Genomic DNA, 20991 nt, shown 5'->3' with positions numbered 1-20991 from the left:
GTTCAGCGCCGCGCCGTCAGCCGCAGGCCACGCGGCACCAGCGCGCGCTCGGCCAGCTCGAACACGCCCTGGACTGCCAGCGCCAGCAACGCGGCGGGCACCGCGCCTTCGAGGATCAGACCCAGGTCGTCGAGCCGGATGCCGGTGAGGATCGGCTGGCCATAGCCGCCGGCCCCGATCAGCGCGCCCAGCGTCGCGGTGCCCACATTGATCACCGCCGCGGTCTTGATGCCGGCCAGGATCGTCGGCAACGCCAGCGGCAGTTCCACCCGCAACAGCCGCGTCGTCGGCGGCAGCCCGACCGCCGCCGCGGTCTCGCGCAGTTCGCGCGCGATGCCGGTCAGCCCGGCGTGGGTGTTGCGCACGATCGGCAGCAGGCTGTAGAGGAACAGCGCGGCGATCGCCGGCCCCGCGCCGATGCCGAACAGCGGGATCATGAACACGAACACCGCCAGCGATGGCAGCGTCTGCAGCACACCGGTCAACGCCAGCACGCCCTGGCCCAGCCGCGGCCGCCGCGCCGCGATCACGCCCAGCGGCAGCGCGACCAGCAGCGCCGCACCGAGCGAGATGCCGACCAGCGCCAGATGCTCGCCGGTACGCCGGGCGATGCGCGCCACGCGGCTGTCGCCCGTGCTTGGCGCGACGCCGAGCCAGTCGGCCGCGACCGTTGCCTCGTCCACGCCATCGAGCTTCACCCGCGCGTTGAGCCGCTGCATCGTCGCCGCATCGATCCGGCCTTCCAGTCCGCGCAGTGCGGCCAGCACCGTCGGTGCACGTGTGCCCAGATCTGTGCGATAGAGGTAGATCGCGGCATACGACGGGAAGTAGTCGCGGTCGTCGTCGAGCACGACCAGGTCGTAGTGCGGAATCTCGGCATCGGTCGCGTACAGGTCGGTGGCGTCGATCGCGCCGCTGGCCAGCGCCCGATACGCAAGATCATGGTCGAGCCCATCGGGGCGCTGCGGCAGCGCGTAGGCCGCGCGCAGGCCCGGCCAGCCGTCGCCGCGCGACATGAACTCGTTGCTCAGGCCCAGCCGCAGTGCCGGGTGCGCGGCGAGGTCGGACAACCTTGTGATCCCCAGCTGGGCGGCCTGCGCGCGGCGCATGCCGATCGCGTAGCTGTTGTCGAAGCCCAGTGGCGCGGTCATCGCCAGCCCGCGTTCGGCCAGCGCCGCCTCCAGCGCCGCACGTTGCGCACGCGGCATGCGCAGCAACTCGTCGGCCAGCGTGCCGGTGTACTCGGCATAGGCATCGATCTCGCCTTCCAGCAGCGCCCGCCACAGGATCCGGCTGCCGCCGAGCTGGCGGCGATGGGTGACCTCGGCGCCGGCCTCACACGCCGCCAGCGTCGCGATCTCGCCCAGCACCACGCCTTCGGTGAAGTTCTTCGAGCCGATCGTGGCCGTCTGCGCGGTGGCCAGTGCCGGCAGCAGCAGGCCGACCAGCAGCGCCAGCATCACACCGAGCCTGCGCCGGCCGCTCATCGCAGTGCCTCGTCGACGCTGCGCTGGGCACGCATGAACGCCTGCACGAAATCGTCCGCCGGCGCATCGAGCAATGCGCGCGGCGGGCCCTGCTGCACGATGCGCCCGGCCCGCAGCAGCACCACCGTGTCGGCGAACCACACCGCCTCGGCGATGTCGTGAGTCACCAGCACCACGGTCTTGCCCAGGCGCGCGAACAGCGCGCGCATCTGCGCCTGCAGGTCGTGGCGCACGATCGGGTCGAGCGCGCCGAGCGGTTCGTCGAGCAACAGCACATCGGGGTCGAGCATCAGCGCACGGATCAGCCCCACGCGCTGGCGCTGCCCGCCCGACAGCTCGGTTGGATAGCGCCGCAATGCATCGGCCGGCAACTGGCACAGCGCAGCGAGTTCGCGCATGCGCGCTTCGATCCGCGCCCGCGACCAGCCCAGCGTGCGCGCCAGCAGCGCGATGTTGCCGGCGGCATCGAGATGCGGGAACAGCCCGCCCTCCTGGATCACATAGCCGATCCGTCGGCGCAGCGCCGGCAAGGTGTCGCGGCGCAGCGGCGTGCCGTCGAAACGCACCTCGCCGGTGTCGGGCCATTCCAGGCCCACCAGCATCCGCAGCAGCGTCGACTTGCCCGCGCCGCTGGGGCCGATCAGTGCGGTCGTCGCGCCGGGCGCGATGTGCAGGTCGACGCCAGCGAGCGCGTCGGCCGCGCCGTAGCGCCGGTGTACCTGGTCGAGGTCGTACATCGCGGCAGGCTAGCAAGCCCGATGTGCAGGCCCCGCGGCCGCGCCGGCGGCCTGTGCTACGGTCCGGCCTCGCCCGCCCGGACCTGTGTCATGCCCCGTCTCGCGCTGCTCGCCTGCCTGCTCGTGCTGTTGCCCGGCTGCGGGCGCGACCCGGTCCCAGCACCCGCCGAGGCGATGCCCGCGGCCGCCGCGGTCGCGAACGACACCCCGGCCGGCCGCCGCATCGAGGCCGACGTGCGCACGCTGGCCGACGCGCGCATGGAGGGCCGCTTCACCGGCAGCGCCGGCTATGCGCGGGCCGCCGAGCATGTCGCCGCCCGCTTCGCCGCGATCGGCCTGGAACCGGCCGGCGACGACGGCGGCTGGCAGCAACGCGTGCCGCTGCTGCGCGCCAGCGTCGAGCGCGACGGGGCCCGACTGGAGGTCGAGCGCGGCGGGCGGCGCATCGCGCTGCGGCCGTTCGAACAGTTCCTGCCGCTGCCCGACTTCGCTGCGCCGCGCAGCGAGGCGACCGCGCCGGCGGTCTTCGTCGGCCAGGCGATTGACGCCCCGGAGCTCGACCACGATGACTTTCGCGGCGTCGACCTGCACGGACGCATCGCCGTCGCCTTCGGCGGTGCGCCCGCCCGCTTCCCGGGCACTCAGGCCGCGCACTACGGCAGCCTGCGCAGCAAGGTCGAGGCGGTCGCCGCACGCGGCGCGATCGCGCTGGTGCTGGTGCACACCGCCGCCGACGAGGCCGGCACGCCCTGGGCGCGCACACGCGAGCGCGGGCTGCAGCCGGCGATGCGCTTGCGTGGCGACGATGGCCGCGCCTTCGACGACGGCCCGCCGCTGCGCGCGATGATGGTCGTGTCCGCGGCCGCCGCCGACCTGGTGTTCGCCGACGGCCCGCGCACCGCGGCCGAACTGGCCGACGCCGCGCGCGCCGGCACCGCGGCGCCGTTCGCGCTGCCCGGCACGCTGACGCTGGCCGCGCGCACGCGCATCGACACGCTCGAAGGCCACAACGTCGTCGGCCGGCTGCCGGGCCGCGACCCGGCGCTGGCCGGCGAGAGCGTCGTGCACACCGCGCATCTGGACCACCTGGGGCCGGGCGCGGACGGCGAGGGCATCCACCACGGCGCGCTCGACAACGCGTTGGGCGTGGCGATCATGCTGGAGGCTGCCCAGGCGTTGAAACACAACGGCCGCGCGCCGCGACGCTCGACGGTGTTTGCCGCGGTGACCGGCGAGGAGCAGGGCCTGCTCGGCGCCACCTGGCTGGCGCGCCGGCCGCCGCCGGCGGTCGGGCGCCCGATCGCCAACCTCAACATCGACATGCCGATCCTGACCGCGCCCACGCGCGACATCGTGGCGATCGGCGTCGAGCATTCGAGCCTGAAGGGCGCGGTCGAACGCGCGGCGGCGGAAGTCGGTGTCGCGCTGTCGCCCGATCCGTTTCCCGAGGAAGCGACGTTCGTGCGCAGCGACCAGTACGCCTTCGTGCGCTCGGGCGTGCCGGCGCTGTACCTCGACGCCGGGGTCGCGTCGGCCAATGCCGGTCAGGACCCGCGCGTGGCGGCGACCTGGTTCCTGCGCAACTGCTACCACCGGCCCTGCGACAACATCGAGCTGCCGATCCAGTACGGCGACGCCGCCCGCCTGGCGCGGGTGAGCGCGGCGATCACCCGACTGGTCGGCGACGACGATGCGCCGCCCCAGTGGAACGAGGGCGATGTGTTCGGGACGCGTTGTGCGACATTGCGTGGGGACGAAGAATGAGGGGCCGTGTCGTCGCCTGCTGCTGCCAGACGGCGTTGCTTCGGAAGGGCATCGGCGTGTAAACCCGAAGCCGGTTCGCTTCGGTCAGGGCCCCCACCCAACCCTCCCCCGCACGCGGGGGAGGTCGGCGCCATCGGCGCCGGGTGGGGGCAGCACACATCGGCGCCGTCCAGGCGCTGGCCGTCGGGCCTCAGCCGCGCGTGCGCGTCCTGCGGGAGGGCTTTAGAGCGCCGCGCCCGCACCGGTCATTGGGAATCGCAACTGCGCGATACGCATCACCTCCCCCGCGTGCGGGGGAGGTCGGCGCCATTGGCGCCGGGTGGGGGCCGCACAGGCTCAGCCGCGCGTGTGCGCGGGGGCGTCGTCGTTGGCGGCGGCCGGCAGCGGGCGCTCGGTGGTCACTTCGGGCAGTTCGATGATGAAGCGCGCGCCGCCGCCTTCGCGGTCCTCGTACCACAGCTGGCCGCCGAGGTTGACGATGATCTGCTTGGCCAGCGACAGCCCCAGGCCGCTGGAGCGTCCGTCGTCCTTGCCCGCGTGCGCCAGCCGCTGGAACGGCCGGAACAGCGCGTGTTGCAGGTCGCGGGCGATGCCCGGCCCGCGGTCTTCGATCAGCAACTGCCAGAAGCCCGGCCCGCCGCCGCGCAGTGAGATGTCGACATTGCTCGACGGGGCGTACTTGATCGCGTTGGTGATCAGGTTCTCGGCCACCTGGCGCAGCACCAGCATGTCGATCGCGACCATCGGCGAGGCCGACGGCAGCCGCGTCTGCAAGGCGACCCCGCGGTCCTCGAACTGCAGCGCATAGCGATCGACCAGCCAGTCGACGACTTCGCGCAGTGCGGTCACGCTGCCGGCCGCCTCGCCCTTGCGCGAGGTGTCCTGGGTCTCGAGGTAGCGCCGGATATAGCCCAGCGCGTCTTCGGCGCTGTCGTGGATCATCCGGTGGTAACGCGGCACGCGCTCGGGCTTGGTCTCGCCCTTGAGCAGCATGTCGCTGGCGAACCAGATGCTCGACAGCGGGTTCTTCAGGTCGTGCGCGACCAGGTTGACCAGCTCCTGGCGCTCGCGCGCAATGCGCTCGAGCCGGTCGCGGGTCTGCTTCAGGCCGACGTGCGCATTGACGCGCGCCAGCAGTTCCTCGGGCATGAACGGCTTGGTGACGTAATCCACCGCGCCGGCATCGAAGGCGCGCAGCAACAGGTCACGGTCCTGGGCGACGGTCAGAAACACCACCGGCAGCCGCAGCAGTTCGGGGATCTGCTTGATCTCGCCCAGCAGCGAGAAGCCATCCATGTTCGGCATCAGCATGTCGAGCAGCAGCAGGTCCGGGCGCAGATCCGCCAGTAGCGCCAGCGCCTCGGCCCCGTCGGCCGCGGTCGTCACCTCGTAGCCGTGCCGGCTCAGCAGCGAACTGACCACGCGCAGGTTCGCCGGCTGATCGTCGACCACGAGAATGCGGCCGCTGACGGGACTGGAGTAAGGCATGGAGCTCCGAAGGAAGCCTGGCGGGCGGATGGCGTGGGCCTCCACGCCAAATTCGACGCAGACGTTAACAGAAATGCACGCCATGTGAGGGACGCCTGTATAGGCGGCGCGCGCGGTTCAGTCTGCGACGGCGCGCCAGCCACCGGGAGGCAGCGCGTCGAGCCGCCAGGGGCCGATCGCGACCCGCACCAGGCGCAACGTCGGCAGCCCGACCGCGGCGGTCATCCGCCGCACCTGCCGGTTGCGTCCCTCTCGAATCGTGAGCGCCAGCCAGGTATCGGGTACCGACTTGCGGAACCGCACCGGCGGGTCGCGCGGCCACAGCGTCGGCGGCGGGTCGAGCAGCGCGACCTGCGCCGGCCGCGTGGGCCCGTCCTTGAGCGTCACGCCCTCGCGCAAGGCCTGCAACTGCTCGGCCGTCGGCGTGCCCTCGACCTGCACCTGATAGGTCTTGGGCAGCTTGTGCCGGGGATCGGTGATCCGGTGCGCCAGCGGCCCGTCGTCGGTCAGTAGCAACAGCCCCTCGCTGTCGTGGTCCAGGCGCCCGGCCGGATACACCCCGGCCGGCAACCCGAACCCGGCCAGCGTCGCCCGCGGCGGCGTGCTGCGGTCGGTGAACTGGCACAGCACGGCGAAGGGTTTGTTGAAGGCGATGAGCATGGCAACAGGATCGGAACTCGGGCGCGGGGATCGGTCAAAGCACGCGGGCAACGCGGGCAACGCGGGCAACGCGGGCAACGCGGGCAACGCGGGTCACGGGACGCGCGGTGGCGCCTCCCGACCGCCGCTTCCCCCATCCCGGCCCGTCAGGGCTTCACGAACCGCAATGTCATCCGGTCGCTTTCGCCGATGGCGGCGTAGCGGGCGGCATCGCCCGGCTCGTGGCGATTGGTCGGCGGCAGGGTCCACACGCCGTTGGGATGATCGCGGGTGTCGCGCGGATTGGCGTTGACCTCGCTGCTGCCGTCGACCCGGAAGCCGGCCGCCTGCGCCAGGGCGATGACCTGGGCCTGGCCGACATAGCCGCTGCGGTCGTCGGCGGGCACGTCGGCGGCCGCGCGATGCTCGACCACGCCGAGCACGCCGCCCGGGCGCAGGACCTCGAAGAACGCCTTGAACATGCCCTCGGCCTGGCCGCTGCTGCGCCAGTTGTGGACGTTGCGGAAGGTCAGCACGACATCGGCCGAACCGGACGGCCCCAGCCGCGGCGCCGCCGGATCGTAGGTCACGATCCGCGCCTGGTCGAAGTGCGCCGGATCGCGCGCGAACCGCGCCTGCAGGCCGTCGTGTTGCGTGTGCTGATAGTCGCGCCCACGGCCGGCCGGGACCGCCGCCGGGTCGACCATCGCAGCGACATAGCGGCCGTTGCCGCGCAGGTACGGCGCCAGGATCTCGCTGTACCAGGCGCCGCTGCCGGGCGTGATCTCGATCACCGTCTGGCCCGGACGCACGCCGAAGAACCGCAGCGTCTGCCGCGGGTGGCGGGCGGCGTCGCGCGCGGCGTTCTCGGGCGTGCGCCAGTCGCCGGCGATCGCCGCATCCAGGCGCGCGACGTTCGCGGCATCGAGGTCGGCCGAGGTATCAGCCCGGGTCTGCGGACCGCCGCAGGCAGTCAGCGCGAGCAGGGCGGCGGCGCACAACGACAAGCTGCGTTGCATGGGCGGAACTCCGGTGGCGGGATGCCGCCAGCGTGCCACAAGCCGCGTCGTTGCGCGCCTGCACCCCACGCACACGCGTGGCCGGAACACTGCTTTGCGGCGCGTGGACGCGCACATCGCCGCGCGCTGCCTATGCTGGCCGCACCCTCTCTTGGATGGATGTCGACCATGGCCGAACGCGAACTCGGACACTCCGGACTGCGCATCTCGCCGCTGGCGTTCGGCGGCAATGTGTTCGGCTGGAGTGCGGACGAGGCGACCTCGTTCGCATTGCTCGACGAATGCGTCGCGTTGGGCATCGACCTGATCGACACCGCCGACGTCTACTCCGCCTGGGCCGACGGCAATACCGGCGGCGAATCGGAAACGCTGATCGGCAAGTGGCTGCAGCGCAGCGGCAAGCGCCACGAGGTGACCATCGCCACCAAGGTCGCCAAGTGGTCGCAGCGCCCGGGCCTGTCGCCGGCCAACATCCAGGCCGCGTGCGAGGACTCGCTGCGCCGGCTCCGCACCGACATGATCGACCTCTACCAGGCGCACGAGGACGACCCCTCGGTGCCGCTGGAAGACACGCTCGGCGCATTCTCGCGGCTGATCGAGCAGGGCAAGGTGCGCGCGATCGGCGCCTCTAACTACACCGCCCCGCGCCTGGCCGAAGCGCTGGAAGTCTCGCGTCGGCACGGCCTGCCGCGCTACGAGACGCTGCAGCCGCCGTACAACCTGGTCGATCGGGCAGGCTATGAGCGTGAGCTCGAGCCCTTGGTGCGCGAACACGGCCTGGGCGTGATCGGCTACTACGCACTGGCCAGCGGCTTCCTCAGCGGCAAGTACCGCAGCGAGAGCGATGCCGCCAAGTCGAGCGCGCGCGGCGCGCAGGTGGTCAAGCAGTACCTCAACCCGCGCGGCAAGCGCATTCTCGGCGCGCTCGACGATGTCGCCTGCCGCCATGCCGCGACCGTCGCCCAGGTGGCGCTGGCCTGGCTGATCGCGCGTCCGGGCATCACCGCGCCGATCGTCAGTGCCACCAGCCTGGCGCAGCTGCGCGAACTGGCTGCCGCGCGCACGCTGCTGCTGTCGAAGGCCGACATCGCCGCACTCGATAGCGCCAGCGCCGGCTGAAGCCCCCCACCTCGACGGGGCGCAACGCCCCGATGCGGTATGACACCTGCTCCCCTCCAAGGTCCGCGCCGATGAAGCCCGCCACCACCACCCGCGTCGTCCTGGCCGCGCGCCCCGAAGGCGCACCGACCGCCGCCAACTTCCGCATCGAGCAGGCCCCGCTGCCGGCCCTGCGCAACGGCCAGGTGCTGCTGCGCAACCGCTGGCTTTCGCTTGACCCCTACATGCGCGGCCGCATGAACGCCGGCCGCTCCTATGTCGCCCCGATCGAGGTGGGTGAGGTCATGGACGGCGGCACGGTCTCGGAAGTGGTCGAGTCGCTGCACCCAGCCTGGTCGCCCGGCGACCTGGTGCTCGCACACGCCGGCTGGCAGACCCATGCCGTGGTCGACGGCGAGGGCCTGCGCCGCAAGATCGACCCCGACGGACCGGCGCCGTCGCTGGCGCTGGGCGTCTACGGCATGCCCGGCTTCACCGCCTACGCCGGCCTGCGCGAGATCGGCAAGCCCGCGCATGGCGAGACGTTGGTCGTGGCCGCGGCCAGCGGCCCGGTCGGCGCGACCGTCGGGCAGATCGCCAAGCTCCAGGGCGCCCGCGTGGTCGGCATCGCCGGCGGCCCCGACAAGGTCGCGCACGTACGCGACGACCTCGGCTTCGACGTCGCCCTCGACCACCGCGCCGACGACTTCGCCGAGCAGCTCCAGGCCGCGTGCCCCGATGGCATCGACGTCTACTTCGAGAACGTCGGCGGCAAGGTGCTCGACGCCGTGCTGCCACTGCTCAACGACTTCGCCCGCGTTCCGGTCTGCGGCCTGGTCGCCCACTACAACGACACCGCGCCGCGGCCCGGCCCCGATCGCCTCTCGCAGCTGATGAGCCTGATCCTGACGCGCCACCTGACCGTGCGCGGCTTCATCCAGCGCGACTTCATCGCGCTGTATCCCGAGTTCCTGCGCGAGATGGGCGCCTGGCTGCGCGACGGCCGCATCCGCTGGCGCGAGGACGTCGTCGAAGGCCTGGAAAATGCGCCCGAGGCTTTCATCGGCATGCTCGAAGGCCGCAACTTCGGCAAGCTGGTGGTGAAGCTCACCGACGACTGAATCCGCGCCGGACCTGCCGGCTCACGCGGTGCCGGGCGTCGTCCCCGATTGCGGAAACGGCGCCTGATCGCCCGCGCGACAGTGGCGCACGAAGGGACCCCCGCCGTGCGTCATTGGCAACTTTCAGCTGAGCGCCAACGCGTCGAGAATGGTGGCAAGGTGCTGCCGCGCCTCACCGTGCAGCGACTTGACCGGCAAGGGCAGGCTCGGAGTGGACACCAGACCGCACAGTTCGGCCGCCGCGGCGATGACGCGCAGGCTGCCGTACTGATTGAACAGCGCCCACAACGGCGCGAGCCGCTCCGATCGCCGCGTGACGTCCTCCGCGGCCCCCGCCTGGGCGGCGCGCGTGATCGCCAAGGCGACCTCCGGGAACAGGCCGCCAATCACCGAGTACCAGACATCACATTGCGCGTTGAGGCCGGTCGCGGCAAAGGCATCGGTACTGACACCAAGGGTGACGTGCGCAGGCACCAGGGCGCGCAGCCGCGCAACGCGCACACGTGCTGCCTCTGGATCGGCCGGCACGCCAGGCAGCTTGATCGACGCAACATTGGGGAGCTGCGCAATGCGGCCATGCAGCGTGTCGCTGAACTCGAAATGCGTCGTGCTCGGGTTGTCGTACACGCACAGCGGCACCGAGAGCGAGCGGGTCACGGCGTCGAACAGGCCGAACACCTCGTCATCGGAAAGCCTTTGGTACGACACCGGCGCCAGCAGCACGCCACGTGCGCCCACCTGCTGCGCGTCGTGCGCCAGCGCCAGGACATCGCGCGTGCGCAGGGCGCCGATGCCGACGATCACCGGCACGTCGCCTGCGTGCTGGACGGCAAGCTGCGCGATACGCAACCGCTCACGTTGGCTCAGATAGGCATAGCTGCCTGTCGATCCCAGGGCGCCGATGGAATCGACGCCTGCGGTCACCAGGCGCTCGATCAGTCGGACGAACGTGGCCTCGTCGATGCCGGCCTCGTTCAAGGGGCTCAGTGGAAATGCACTCAAGCCTGAAAACATGATGGCGTCCTGGGGCGTTGCACGTGTCTGGAAGTGTCCCGCCCCGGCCCGCGCGCGCGGGCCGGGAGCAGTCGCCCGCGGGCGGACAGGCGCGGGGCCTGCCGCCCGCGGAGCCCCGCTCAGCCGCGCAACGTCGCCAGCGCGTCGTTGAAGGTCGCGCTGGGGCGCATCGCCTGAGCGATCTTCGCCAGGTCCGGGTGGTAGTAGCCGCCGATCTCCACCGGCTTGCCCTGCGCGCCGTTGAGCTCGGCCACGATCGCCGCCTCGTTGTCCGACAGCGCCTTCGCGAGCGGCGCGAAGGTCGCCTTCAACTCGGCATCATCGTCCTGCGCGGCCAGGGCCTGCGCCCAGTACAGCGCCAGGTAGAAATGGCTGCCGCGGTTGTCGAGCTCGCCGACCTTGCGCGCCGGCGAGCGGTTCTCGTCGAGGATGCGGCCATTGGCCGTATCCAGCGTCGCCGCCAGCACCTTGGCCTTGGCGTTGTCGCGCGTCTGGCCCAGGTGCTCCAGCGAAGCCGCCAGGGCGAGGAACTCACCCAGCGAATCCCAACGCAGGTAGTTCTCTTCGACGAACTGCTGCACGTGCTTGGGCGCCGAACCGCCGGCCCCCGTCTCGAACAGCCCGCCGCCGGCCATCAGCGGCACGATCGACAGCATCTTCGCGCTGGTGCCCAGTTCCATGATCGGGAACAGATCGGTCAGGTAGTCGCGCAGCACGTTGCCGGTCACCGAGATGGTGTCCTCGCCCTTGCGGATGCGTGCCAGCGAGAACGCGGTCGCCTCGACCGGCGGCAGGATGCGGATGTCGAGACCGCTGGTGTCGTGGTCCTTGAGATAGGTCTCGACCTTGGCGATCACCTGCGCATCGTGCGCGCGCGCGCGGTCGAGCCAGAACACCGCCGGCGTCGCCGATAGACGCGCACGGCTCACCGCCAGCTTCACCCAATCCTGGATCGGCGCGTCCTTGGTCTGGCACATGCGCCAGATATCGCCGCTCTCGACCGCGTGCTCGAACACCACGTTGCCGTCGGCGTCCGTCACCCGCACCGTGCCATCGGCCGGAATCTGGAACGTCTTGTCGTGCGAACCGTATTCCTCGGCCTTCTGCGCCATCAGACCGACGTTGGGCACCGAGCCCATCGTCGCCGGATCGAATGCGCCGTGCGCGCGGCAGTCCTCGATCACCGCCTGGTAGACGCCGGCGTAGCAGCGATCCGGGATCACCGCCTTGGCATCCTGCAGCTTGCCGGCTGCGTTCCACATGCCGCCCGAGTCGCGGATCATCGCCGGCATCGACGCATCGACGATCACGTCGCTGGGCACGTGCAGGTTGGTGATGCCCTTGTCGGAGTTGACCATCGCCAGCGCCGGGCGCTGCGCGTACAGCGCGTCGATGTCGGCGCGGATCGCGTCCTGCTGGTCCTGCGGCAGCGACTGAATGCGCGCATACAGGTCACCGATGCCGTTGTTCGGATCGAAGCCCACCTTGGCCAGCGCATCGGCGTGCTTGGTCAGCACGTCGCGATAGAACTCGCCCACGACCACGCCGAACATGATCGGGTCGGAGACCTTCATCATCGTCGCCTTGAGGTGCAGCGAGAACAGTACGTCCTGCGCCTTCGCATCGGCGATCTGCGCCGAGACGAACGTTGCCAGCGCCTTGCGCGACAGTACCGCCGCATCGACGATCTCACCCGCCTGGACTTTCACCGGATCGCGCAGCGCGGTGACCGCACCGTCGGCGCCGACCAGTTCGATCGTCAGCGCACCGGCCTTGTCGATCGTCGCCGAGCGCTCGCTGCCGTAGAAATCGCCGTCGTCCATGTGCGCGACGTGGGTCTTCGAATCCGACGACCACTTGCCCATGCGGTGCGGGTGCTTGCGCGCATAGGCCTTCACCGACGCCGGCGCGCGGCGATCGGAGTTGCCCTCGCGCAGCACCGGATTGACCGCACTGCCCTTGACCCGGTCGTAGCGCGCCTTGGCGTCGCGCTCGGCGTCGTCCTTGGGCGTATCGGGGTAGGCCGGCAGATCGAAGCCCTGCGCCTGCAGCTCGGCGATCGCCGCCTTGAGCTGCGGCACCGAGGCGCTGATGTTCGGCAGCTTGATGATGTTGGCCTCGGGCGTGGTGGCCAGCGCGCCGAGCTCGGCCAGATGGTCGCCGATCTTCTGCGCCTCGGTCAGCCGCTCGGGGAACTGCGCCAGGATGCGCCCGGCCAGCGAAATGTCGCGGGTCTCGACCGCGATGCCCGCCGTGCGCGTGAACGCCTCGACGATGGGCAGCAGCGACTGCGTGGCCAGGAACGGGGCTTCATCGGTGAGCGTGTAGAGGATCTTGGGGGTATCGACCATGTCGGGCGTGTCTCGTCGGAAGTCGTCGGGGAGAAAACGCACCATGGCCACCCGGCGCAGCCTGCGGCTGCCCCGTGGCGCTGCATCCGCAAGGGGACCAGGCCATGGCACGCGCGTCGCGAACGACGCAGCGCCCCGCATTGTCGCGTGTTTGCCGGGGGCGCGAAAGGCGACGGCGTGGCTGGGGACATACGGGACAGGATGGGGTTCGGCTTACCACTGTCTCGCGATCACGTATCAGTGCTGAAGGCGGGCGGCTTGAGCCTGGCATCACCCGATGCTTCGGGTGACGCCCCGGAATCCCCGCCAACGCTGGGGCTTGGCGCTGACGCCGTGTCGGGGCACAGCGCATCAATCAAGATGCGCCGGGCCTCGTCTTCCATCGAACGGCCGTGCTGCGTTGCCAGGATGCACAAACGCGCGAGCATGTCGTCGTCCAGGTCATGGAGCGTCAAGCTGTCCAAGCGATCGTCTCCAAGCCGAGGTCGATGCCATGGATCGTGCGGTAACAGCGCATGTCAGGACTCCGCACCATCGACCGTGAGCATCAATACGCCCTTGCCGGCAGTAATCCGCAGACGCGTGCCGACGTTGAAGCCCAGCGCTTCAAGCCAGAGCCCGCTCAAGCGCAGGTAGGGCACCTCGTCGTCGCCCTTGTAGCGATCGCGCACTCCGTAGTGGTGATAGCTCACCGTGCAACGTCGTGGCCGACGCGAGCGGCGGGGCAGAGCGGGTTGGTCGTGACCGAAATGGCGCGGGGTGCTCGCATCGGTAGGTGACGAGGGCGTACCGGCTCGGGCTCCGCTGACCGAAATGTCGAGGCTGTCGGTTTGGCAATACATGGGAATCCTCCATGACGAACGTGCGCGCGTAACGGCGCAAAGGGCAGCGACAACGGGAGCGGGCCCGCCGCTGTGCAGCACGACCAGCGGCGAACCCGACCCGTCAGTCGATCAGTGCAGGGCGAGGGGTTCCGACACGCGCGCAGGTGACGCGACGCCGTACGCCGGCCGGTCTTCGCGCACGCCGCGATGCGGCTTGGCGCTGCGCTCGATCAGTTGATCCTGCACCTGCTCCAGGATTTCCCGGACGGCATCGGCGCCCTCCGAAATCGCCAGACCCAGCGTCGGCACCGTGGCATCGGCCAGATCGTCCTCGTGGCCCGACGCCAGCACGTCGCCATGCGCCATCAGCGTCTGCACCAACCGGTCGAGTGCGTCGGCTTGGTCGATGGTGACGCCGAAGACATACGCCTCCGGCACATCGGCTGCATGTGCGGACGATTCCCTCGTGGCGTATGGCGTCGCATACGGATTGGCCTCGGGGTCGTCCGCAGGCTCGTCCGATGGCGCTGCGCGTTCGTCGGTCGCCGTTGAGGCTCGCGTTCTGGACGGCGCGTCCGGGCGGGGCCGCCACGCCATGGCCTCCAGCACCAGTTCGGCCTGCTCGGCCAACATGGCCAGGCACGTCGCCAAGTCGCCATGGCTGACCTCGGGGGGATCGTCCTGTTCCTCATCGTACGTGCGCGGCTGCGCCAGACGCGACAGGAACTCCATGTGGTCGCGCAGTTTCGTGAGCCGCGTGCGGTCGTCTTCCGGCAGAAAGTAGCCAGCCCGCTCGGTGTCGTGCGTGTCATGGTTCGACATGATGTTGCCTCCTTCAGTCCATCGAAGTGACCCGCCACCGAAATGGCGACGGGAAGTCGGGAGGCTAGAAACCGCACACAGACGGCGGGCGTATTTCCCCGAAGGGTGTTGTATTAGCCGCCCTCCCGACGCAGGCAACGCGTCGGTTGTGCTCGAAAGGATCTCGGGCACAAAAAACCCACCGGTTTTTCGGAGGTGGGTACCGCTGTGTGGGGAGTTTCTAGGCTCCGTGGTCGAGTGTGCGAGGGGGTTGTGCGGTTGTCAAGTGATCAGTTCGTTTTCGGCCCGAAGCGGACACCATAGCCCCCTTCCCCCCAAGTAGTCGAAGACGCTCATGGCTTGCTGTAGGCTTGGCTCCATGGGAAAGCTAGGGCTGTCATGGCACTTAAGGATGAGAGTGCGCCGCTCCCAAAGGCGCTTGAAGCACTTCTTGGGGACGCTCCCAGCGACGAGAAGACCGGCGCAAATGCGACGCTAGGATTTACCTTCCAGCAGTGGTGGGGCGCACTGGTCGTTGCCGAGTTGCTGGAGTTTGAGGCCGACTTCGCAGTGGGCATGGAAGTCAAAGAAGACGTAGCCATCCTGGACTCCGCGCTGAGTCCTAGGTCCGTCGAGTTCTGTCAAATCAAGAAGAACGAGCAGGCTGGTGGCTGGGGTCTGAAAGATCTCCATCGGCAGGGTCCCAAGAGAAAGAGCAAGCCGAACGAGCCCTCGATCCTGGCCAAGCTACATAAACGGAGAACCGAATTCGCCGGTCATTCCACGAAGCTGCGCTTCGTGTCCAATCTATCGGTCAAGATTGCTGCCGGTATGTCCGCGTCTAATTGTCAGCTCACCAGCCTGACACCGGCAGAACAAACCGAGATCCGCGAAAAAATCGCCAAACAGCTGGCCGTCGGATCGGCCGACGTCGACCTCAACGACTGGATGCTCCACCGTACCAACCTTCCGCTGGGCGAGCAGTACGTGTTCTTGGCTGGAAAGCTGGCCGACCTAAGCGCTGCCGGTAAGATCCCGTTTGATCTTCCCAATCCGACCGTCGCGGCTCGCTATTTGGCGTCGGTGCTTCAATCGAAGGCGTCGCATACTAGTTACGCTGCAACTATTCACGACCTGAAGAGCCGCGTCCTCTCCAGGGCTGACGCGATTCAAGCGCTCTCCGAAGCCGCTGGGACAACGCACCGCGCTTCCGAAAAGCTCGATGATGCGCTTCAACAGCTCGCTGCGACAGGCTACCCCTTCTTGGCTCTGAAACAGATCAAAGCCGAACGAACCACGGTCTTGGCTCACGCCGTAGATCGGACCAATGATCAGATGAAAGTCTGCGTCGCGGCGCTTGCGACCCAGTTACCTCACCTTACTCAGGATGCCAGCAGCCTACCGCTGAGAGACCTTATGGACAGCTTGGTCAAACAAACCATCAGCGCCTTCCCCTCCGACTTCGCCGGCCTTAGTCCAGCGTACGTCAATGCCCTCGCCCTCTTGGTACTCAACGATGGAATCGACCTCGACATACTCCCTCCTGCGCCTGGTCCGCAACCTGAGGCATGCGCATGAACCGCAACGTCACCTTCAAGACGCTCTATCTGCTGTCGCAACGAGACAAGCGCGCACGCAAGTTGGACCTGGAGCCGAAGACGCTCCTGTTGGGAACGAACGGGATGGGCAAGTCGAGAATCACTAAGAACCTGTTCTGGGCGTTGGGTTGCCTTCCCCCAAAGAAGGACCGTGGGGCCTGGGACACTAATGCAATTGCGGCACTCGCGTTCACTTACGAGGGCCAAGAGTACGTAGCGCTTCGTCACGGCAAGCGCCTTGGGTTGTTCAAGGATGGTGCCTTGCAGTTCTTCACTGAACGGGTTGGCACCTGGGACCTACACATGGCCCAGCTTTTCGGCTACCGCCTCCATCTAACCAGGCACGGCGGCGGCTCAGGACAAGCCAGCATGGAGCACCTGATGGTGCCTTTTTACTTGGATCAGGACGGAAGCTGGAGCACTAAATGGGCGACATTTGATGGGCTGAGTAAGTTTAAGAGCTGGCCCAAGCCAACTCTGGAGTCCTTCATCGGGCTGAAGCCCAACGCGTGGTTTGAGGCTAAGCAATACCAGGAAGAAGCATCGGCAATGGCTACTGAGAAGCGTAGAGAGCTGGAAGCGCAATCCAACGCCTTCGAGCAAGTCCAGAAGGCATTGCCTGCAGATCTTCCGCGCATCGACCCCCAGTCCTTTCACGAGGAGTTGGTCCGGCTGGGGACGCGGGCGGCGGAAGCGTACGAACTTCAGGTTACATCCAGGGCCAAGCTCCTGAACTTGGTGTCCCAACGTGAGCAGCTCCGCTCAGAGCTGAAGCTGGCCGGAGCCGCCCAGCGCGAGCTGGAAGCAGACATTGCATACCTTTCGGACCTGCCTGAAGGGCCTGTGGAGTGTCCCACCTGTGGCGTCCACCACAAGAACTCGTTCCATGCACGCCTGACCCTCTCTGTTGATGCCGACACCATGGGCGCGGTTGTGCAAGAGCTCCACGGTCAGCGCGAAGCTCTCCGGAGCGAGGAAGCCGCGCTCCGGCAACTTTTGGCTGATGTCAGCCAAAGGCTTGATTCGTATGCCCAAGAAAGCAGCAATCGGAAAGCCGACCTCCAACTGAGCGACTTGCTCGCCACCGAGAGCCGCCGCACGCTGGATGTCGCTTTCCGCCAAGCCGCGGAGCCCCTTCAGGAGGCGTTGGACAAACTCGTGTTGCGGGAGAGTGCGTTTAAGGAACAACTAAAGAAGTTGGAAGACAAACACCGCAAAGCGACGGTTGAAACGTTTTACGCCGGCCGCGTATCTTCTTACTCCAGCCAACTCAATATCCCGCTCGCGGAACAGGCCACGAAGGTCAAAGTCGGCGACCGAGATGGGGCTGGCGGTAGCTACGCTGCACGAGCCGTTCTCGCCCTGCATCTTGCCCTAATCGATACCAACGTCGAGCATGGGGACACTCCTTTTTTCCCCTTCGTCATGGATACACCTCAGCAATCCGGACAGGACGCGGCCAACCTCAGGAACATGATCGAAACCGCTGCGGCCGCCGCCGGGCAGCACCACCAACTTCTCTTTGCAATCGAGACATTGCCCGATGGTACAGACGTCACCGGATTCAAGGTCATCGATTTTAAGGAACCCCAAGGCAGCCTCCGCGAAATGGACTTCGCACTTGTGGCCGACTTCCTGCGCACGCCTCTCCGCGAGCTAGACAGTGCGTTTCCGACTCAAAGCTCCAAGCCTTGAAAAGAGGTGAGCGACATAAGCGCATGCTGAAGAGAAGGGCATCACGTGGCGTGGGGTTGACTCCTCGTTCTTTTAAACGAGTCGAGTATCCGCTTTGGGTCGGGCGCGGTCGGCTATTCTGCCCGCGACATCCGCCTCAAAGAACGTCAGCTTCTGGCCGAAAGCGCACGTCAAATCGAGGTGCCGAGACTCGCTTGAGGGAGGGATACCGATTGGGCGATGAGTGATAGTCCTACATTTCTGGCCTTAGAGCTCGGCACCCTCGCCCTACAGCATGTGCGCGCACCTCGGCCCACCCTTCCCAAGGATGTCCTGCCCTTCCGCCGATCTACGCCCCAGCGCAAGTTGCGCCCTCAGCTCGGCATCCCGCTAGACATCTCAGCGCGTTCGGGCTCAAGCGAATCCGACCCGTTCAGAAGGAAGAGACTCTGGGCCAGAGCTGGGAAGGTATTAGGAGTATCGGGGGTAGGGAAGGGCAGCTCCTGACCCAAAGCGGACATCGACTGAACGGGTATCCGTGTCACCTGCGCATCAAGCCGAAAAGAGTCTGGCCGCAGCATGGCCCATACTTTGGCGATCATGTTCGTCTCGGGACGCTGGTAGCGCAGCTTGAACCTCTGCGGGATGGTCTGCTTGCGCTGCCTTACTGAAAATGCGACATTTCTTAGCGTCATCCGACGATCTAAGAGCCAGGTGGCACATATAGGATTATGCAGTGGATAATGGATTATTGCCACATGACAAAAAAGGTTTTTCTCGCACACAACGCCTGTTTGAATGCAGGCTACGACCTGAATGTGCTGCGTGCAGGCATCCAGTCTGCCAGCGGAACGATCGTTGACCGCCCCGAGGATGCCGATGAAATTGTGTTTTCAGGATGTTCCGTACGCGAGCACTGGGTTGACGATGCCATTGACCAGGTTGGCGAGGCCATCTCCCGAGCCCCCCATGCCCGAGTCGTTGTAACAGGCTGCGTTGCCAATACCAGCTCGGAGAAGGTGCGCAATAGCTTGGGCTATGAGCGGCTTGAGATCCTCCCCATAGCTGATGTTCTGAAGGAAAGCACCAATCTGCCCTTCGAAGAGGTTGACCGACGCAACTCGCAGGGTGCTGGGCATGGCTTCGAGTCGACTACATTCGAAGGTCTTTACAACCTGCGTAACCGGGTCGGACCAGCTAAGTCCACGGTGGTGGCCGAGCTTGAGGAAGAAGATAGGCGACACGGCACTGAGCTGGTCCGGGCTTACCAACAGACGACCAAGGGGTTCGTGTTCTACGATGAGCACGACCCATGCGAGATGATTACTGTCACTCGTAGTTGCCTTTACCAATGCAGCTTCTGCAGCATCCCACAAGGGCGTGGTGAGTACACTTCGGTGCCCCTTGCCGACGTGCTAGACAAGGCCAAGGCTGCGGTGGGCCGGGGGATCACCCATCTAGTCCTAATTGGGGACGAGGTAGGAAACTATGGTGTTAGGTCCGGCGGCGCGCGGTTTGCGGACATGGTGAAGGCCGTGCTGGACATCTCACCGGCTGTAAAGCTGTCGATTCGGTACATAGAGCCAAAGCCTTTTCTCAAGAACTTTGAAGACATCTTGGCTTGGGGCCAGAGCGGCCGCCTGCAATTACTGTATATCTCGTTGCAAAGCGGGTCTTCGCGCGTCCTCAAGGCCATGCGCCGAGGCTACGATATTCAGAAAGTTGCGCAGGCACTCCAGCAGTTCCGTAGCAGCGCCCCTTCTGTACTCTATGGGAACTGGCTTGTAGGGTTCCCTGGTGAGTCCGAGGATGACTTTGAAAGAACCGTGGATTTGGTTCGGAGACTAGATTTCCACATCAACGTCGCCATCCCATTCTCCGCGAGGCCGGAAACGCCTGCCAACACCATGGAGCATCAAGTGGACGCTGCTGTGGTGGCGTCCAGGGTGGAGCGCTTGACAGACCTTGCGGCAGAATTGAAGGCTGGCATGATGCGTCCGCTGTTGGGAACTTTGGATCAAACCCGGCGTGATGAGCTTCTGAGCCTGATTCGTCGCGCCGAGCGCGATCAGTACTCTCCGCCCACCCTCGGCAAGGGGCGCCCTATTCCCCTTACCGTACAGATGATATGAACAACCTAAACTGGAGCCGATGCCCATACGTAGTGATTGACGTTGAGGGCAACGGGCAGGAACCGCATGATCTGATCGAGATCGCGACAGTTCAGATCATTGATCGTCAGGTGCAACCGGCCAAGTCTTGGGGCGTTCGTCCGCTGCGGCCGATTGTGGACAGGGTCATTAGCATCCACGGCATCACGAACGAGATGGCTGCTGCCTTCGAGCCGTGGAGCGCAAACGCCAACGAGATCCTGGCTGAAATGGAAGGCCGCGTCGTGGTCGGCCACAACGTAGGCGTGGATGCCCGCGTCATCGCCCGTACCGAGCAGGATTGGCGGCCTTTGGCTCTCATTGACACATTGGCACTGGCCAAGCATGTCCTTCCAGGTAGGAAAGAGTACTCACTACGGGCGCTGGTAAGCGATCTACTCCCAGACAGTGCAGGCTGGAACCAGCATAGGGCCGCTGACGATGCACTGGTTACAGCCTGCCTGTTCATTCGGCTTGCCTCGATGCTTGAGGAAAAGATCGATCTCACTTTCCTGACGCTCGCGCAGATCGCACGGGCCGGCGGAGACACCTACCTCAAATCCCAGCAAGGAAGCCTATTCTGATGCCGAAGTTCATCGCGTTTACTGGTACCCATTCGACGGGAAAGTCGACCTTCGTCGACAAACTAACCGACATTGCGCGAAAGCGCGGCCTTCGCGTCGGTAAGGTGAAGGACAATGCCTCCGAGTGCGCTAGGGCTGGCTTTCGAATTCTCAAGGATCACACCTTTAGCAGCACCCTGTGGATCATGGCTACCGTCATACGTGAGGAGCAGTATGAGGGCTTGGATGCCGATCTGGTGATCGTCGACAGGCCGGTCTCCGATGCCATCGGCTACCTGGAGGCAGCCCTTGCCGTGACAGGCCGGGAACTACCCTCCGAGGATCGAAACTATCTGTATGCCTTGGCCAAGCTTCATTCCCACCGATACGACTTGCTGTTCAAGACGGTCCTCGATGAGAGCGTGCCGCTCGGCGCGGGTCGGGACCCCGACTTGGCTTACCGAAAGGATGTGGACTCATGCATTGGCGCTGCCCTTTCCCATCTTGGGGTGCGGCCATTGAATCCTCTCAACGCCAATGACATGGCGCAGGCGTTGGCGCTGATTGATTTGATAGATGAGGAAATTAAACAGGGCTGTCAGTATGACGTCGGCTGAGAACAAGACGCCCGCAGACTCAATGCGATGCCGGCATCCGACGAGT

At 66.6% G+C, this 20991-nt stretch carries 17 protein-coding genes and 1 pseudogene; 8 read left to right on the top strand and 10 right to left on the bottom strand.

Going from position 1 to position 20991, the window contains the following annotated elements:
- Positions 1 to 2: 2 nt before the first annotated feature.
- Both FHW73_RS01595 and FHW73_RS01590 read right to left on the bottom strand, forming a co-directional pair.
- A complete protein-coding gene (locus FHW73_RS01595; protein ID WP_183425356.1) occupies positions 3 to 1460 on the bottom strand; it encodes a glycine betaine ABC transporter substrate-binding protein in 1458 nt (485 codons plus the stop codon).
- Between the two features lie 23 nt (positions 1461 to 1483).
- Positions 1484 to 2224: an ATP-binding cassette domain-containing protein gene (locus FHW73_RS01590; RefSeq protein WP_183424955.1), complete on the bottom strand. Its 741-nt coding sequence runs from the start codon at positions 2222 to 2224 to the stop codon at positions 1484 to 1486.
- Between the two features lie 90 nt (positions 2225 to 2314).
- On the opposite strand from FHW73_RS01590, the gene FHW73_RS01585 reads away from it, so the two are divergent.
- A complete protein-coding gene (locus FHW73_RS01585) occupies positions 2315 to 3988 on the top strand; it encodes a M28 family peptidase (protein WP_183424954.1) in 1674 nt (557 codons plus the stop codon).
- A gap of 336 nt (positions 3989 to 4324) precedes the next feature.
- Here FHW73_RS01585 and FHW73_RS01580 read toward each other — a convergent pair whose 3' ends face one another.
- The 3 genes from FHW73_RS01580 to FHW73_RS01570 all read right to left on the bottom strand — a co-directional run bounded on the left by FHW73_RS01580 (position 4325) and on the right by FHW73_RS01570 (position 7134).
- The gene (locus FHW73_RS01580; RefSeq protein ID WP_183424953.1) at positions 4325 to 5476 is read right to left on the bottom strand and encodes a hybrid sensor histidine kinase/response regulator; all 1152 of its coding nucleotides are present in this window, start codon (positions 5474 to 5476) and stop codon (positions 4325 to 4327) included.
- Between the two features lie 117 nt (positions 5477 to 5593).
- Positions 5594 to 6136 (bottom strand): pseudouridine synthase, encoded by a 543-nt coding sequence (locus FHW73_RS01575; protein ID WP_183424952.1) that lies wholly within the window; start codon positions 6134 to 6136, stop codon positions 5594 to 5596.
- Between the two features lie 146 nt (positions 6137 to 6282).
- Positions 6283 to 7134 (bottom strand): class I SAM-dependent methyltransferase, encoded by an 852-nt coding sequence (locus FHW73_RS01570; protein WP_183424951.1) that lies wholly within the window; start codon positions 7132 to 7134, stop codon positions 6283 to 6285.
- Between the two features lie 168 nt (positions 7135 to 7302).
- Between FHW73_RS01570 and FHW73_RS01565 the strand changes: the two genes are divergently transcribed.
- Both FHW73_RS01565 and FHW73_RS01560 read left to right on the top strand, forming a co-directional pair.
- Positions 7303 to 8253: an aldo/keto reductase gene (locus FHW73_RS01565; protein WP_183424950.1), complete on the top strand. Its 951-nt coding sequence runs from the start codon at positions 7303 to 7305 to the stop codon at positions 8251 to 8253.
- Between the two features lie 71 nt (positions 8254 to 8324).
- The gene (locus FHW73_RS01560; protein ID WP_183424949.1) at positions 8325 to 9353 is read left to right on the top strand and encodes an NADP-dependent oxidoreductase; all 1029 of its coding nucleotides are present in this window, start codon (positions 8325 to 8327) and stop codon (positions 9351 to 9353) included.
- 123 nt (positions 9354 to 9476) lie between these two features.
- Here the strand turns inward: FHW73_RS01560 and FHW73_RS01555 are convergent, their stop codons facing one another.
- From FHW73_RS01555 to FHW73_RS01535, 5 genes and pseudogenes are all read right to left on the bottom strand, one after another.
- Positions 9477 to 10367 (bottom strand): dihydrodipicolinate synthase family protein, encoded by an 891-nt coding sequence (locus FHW73_RS01555; RefSeq protein ID WP_183424948.1) that lies wholly within the window; start codon positions 10365 to 10367, stop codon positions 9477 to 9479.
- Positions 10368 to 10486: 119 nt separating this feature from the next.
- Positions 10487 to 12718 (bottom strand): NADP-dependent isocitrate dehydrogenase, encoded by a 2232-nt coding sequence (locus FHW73_RS01550; RefSeq protein WP_183424947.1) that lies wholly within the window; start codon positions 12716 to 12718, stop codon positions 10487 to 10489.
- 230 nt (positions 12719 to 12948) lie between these two features.
- The gene (locus tag FHW73_RS01545; RefSeq protein WP_183424946.1) at positions 12949 to 13182 is read right to left on the bottom strand and encodes a plasmid stabilization protein; all 234 of its coding nucleotides are present in this window, start codon (positions 13180 to 13182) and stop codon (positions 12949 to 12951) included.
- 54 nt (positions 13183 to 13236) lie between these two features.
- Positions 13237 to 13487: pseudogene (locus tag FHW73_RS17390) on the bottom strand (SymE family type I addiction module toxin).
- Positions 13488 to 13671: 184 nt separating this feature from the next.
- Positions 13672 to 14364, bottom strand: coding sequence for a hypothetical protein (locus FHW73_RS01535; RefSeq protein WP_183424944.1), 693 nt, complete (start codon positions 14362 to 14364; stop codon positions 13672 to 13674).
- Positions 14365 to 14742: 378 nt separating this feature from the next.
- On the opposite strand from FHW73_RS01535, the gene FHW73_RS01530 reads away from it, so the two are divergent.
- From FHW73_RS01530 to FHW73_RS01510, 5 genes are all read left to right on the top strand, one after another.
- Entirely contained in the window at positions 14743 to 15921 is a 1179-nt protein-coding gene (locus FHW73_RS01530; protein WP_183424943.1) for a dsDNA nuclease domain-containing protein, read from the top strand.
- Entirely contained in the window at positions 15918 to 17636 is a 1719-nt protein-coding gene (locus FHW73_RS01525; RefSeq protein WP_183424942.1) for a hypothetical protein, read from the top strand. The genes FHW73_RS01530 and FHW73_RS01525 overlap by 4 nt, the downstream gene beginning before the upstream one ends.
- A gap of 737 nt (positions 17637 to 18373) precedes the next feature.
- Complete coding sequence (locus tag FHW73_RS01520) at positions 18374 to 19747, top strand: radical SAM protein (RefSeq protein ID WP_183424941.1); 1374 nt, start codon at positions 18374 to 18376, stop codon at positions 19745 to 19747.
- Entirely contained in the window at positions 19744 to 20349 is a 606-nt protein-coding gene (locus FHW73_RS01515; protein WP_183424940.1) for a 3'-5' exonuclease, read from the top strand. Before FHW73_RS01520 ends, FHW73_RS01515 begins: the two co-directional genes overlap by 4 nt.
- Positions 20349 to 20945, top strand: coding sequence for an AAA family ATPase (locus FHW73_RS01510; RefSeq protein WP_183424939.1), 597 nt, complete (start codon positions 20349 to 20351; stop codon positions 20943 to 20945). The genes FHW73_RS01515 and FHW73_RS01510 overlap by 1 nt, the downstream gene beginning before the upstream one ends.
- Positions 20946 to 20991 lie beyond the last annotated feature (46 nt).

Origin of the sequence: Luteimonas sp. RC10, assembly GCF_014192745.1 — a bacterium.
In the GTDB taxonomy this organism is placed as follows: Bacteria; Pseudomonadota; Gammaproteobacteria; order Xanthomonadales; family Xanthomonadaceae; genus Luteimonas.
Note: the sequence above shows the minus strand (reverse complement) of the source record. Positions and strands in the feature narration are given on the sequence as shown.

What these genes read in the sequence shown, in the direction of transcription:
- FHW73_RS01595 (WP_183425356.1), bottom strand. Translation starts at nt 1,460, where the DNA reads ATGCTGGCGCTGCTGGTCGGCCTGCTGCTGCCGGCACTGGCCACCGCG.
- FHW73_RS01590 (WP_183424955.1), bottom strand. Translation starts at nt 2,224, where the DNA reads ATGTACGACCTCGACCAGGTACACCGGCGCTACGGCGCGGCCGACGCG.
- FHW73_RS01585 (WP_183424954.1), top strand. Translation starts at nt 2,315, where the DNA reads ATGCCCCGTCTCGCGCTGCTCGCCTGCCTGCTCGTGCTGTTGCCCGGC.
- FHW73_RS01580 (WP_183424953.1), bottom strand. Translation starts at nt 5,476, where the DNA reads ATGCCTTACTCCAGTCCCGTCAGCGGCCGCATTCTCGTGGTCGACGAT.
- FHW73_RS01575 (WP_183424952.1), bottom strand. Translation starts at nt 6,136, where the DNA reads ATGCTCATCGCCTTCAACAAACCCTTCGCCGTGCTGTGCCAGTTCACC.
- FHW73_RS01570 (WP_183424951.1), bottom strand. Translation starts at nt 7,134, where the DNA reads ATGCAACGCAGCTTGTCGTTGTGCGCCGCCGCCCTGCTCGCGCTGACT.
- FHW73_RS01565 (WP_183424950.1), top strand. Translation starts at nt 7,303, where the DNA reads ATGGCCGAACGCGAACTCGGACACTCCGGACTGCGCATCTCGCCGCTG.
- FHW73_RS01560 (WP_183424949.1), top strand. Translation starts at nt 8,325, where the DNA reads ATGAAGCCCGCCACCACCACCCGCGTCGTCCTGGCCGCGCGCCCCGAA.
- FHW73_RS01555 (WP_183424948.1), bottom strand. Translation starts at nt 10,367, where the DNA reads ATGTTTTCAGGCTTGAGTGCATTTCCACTGAGCCCCTTGAACGAGGCC.
- FHW73_RS01550 (WP_183424947.1), bottom strand. Translation starts at nt 12,718, where the DNA reads ATGGTCGATACCCCCAAGATCCTCTACACGCTCACCGATGAAGCCCCG.
- FHW73_RS01535 (WP_183424944.1), bottom strand. Translation starts at nt 14,364, where the DNA reads ATGTCGAACCATGACACGCACGACACCGAGCGGGCTGGCTACTTTCTG.
- FHW73_RS01530 (WP_183424943.1), top strand. Translation starts at nt 14,743, where the DNA reads ATGGCACTTAAGGATGAGAGTGCGCCGCTCCCAAAGGCGCTTGAAGCA.
- FHW73_RS01525 (WP_183424942.1), top strand. Translation starts at nt 15,918, where the DNA reads ATGAACCGCAACGTCACCTTCAAGACGCTCTATCTGCTGTCGCAACGA.
- FHW73_RS01520 (WP_183424941.1), top strand. Translation starts at nt 18,374, where the DNA reads ATGACAAAAAAGGTTTTTCTCGCACACAACGCCTGTTTGAATGCAGGC.
- FHW73_RS01515 (WP_183424940.1), top strand. Translation starts at nt 19,744, where the DNA reads ATGAACAACCTAAACTGGAGCCGATGCCCATACGTAGTGATTGACGTT.
- FHW73_RS01510 (WP_183424939.1), top strand. Translation starts at nt 20,349, where the DNA reads ATGCCGAAGTTCATCGCGTTTACTGGTACCCATTCGACGGGAAAGTCG.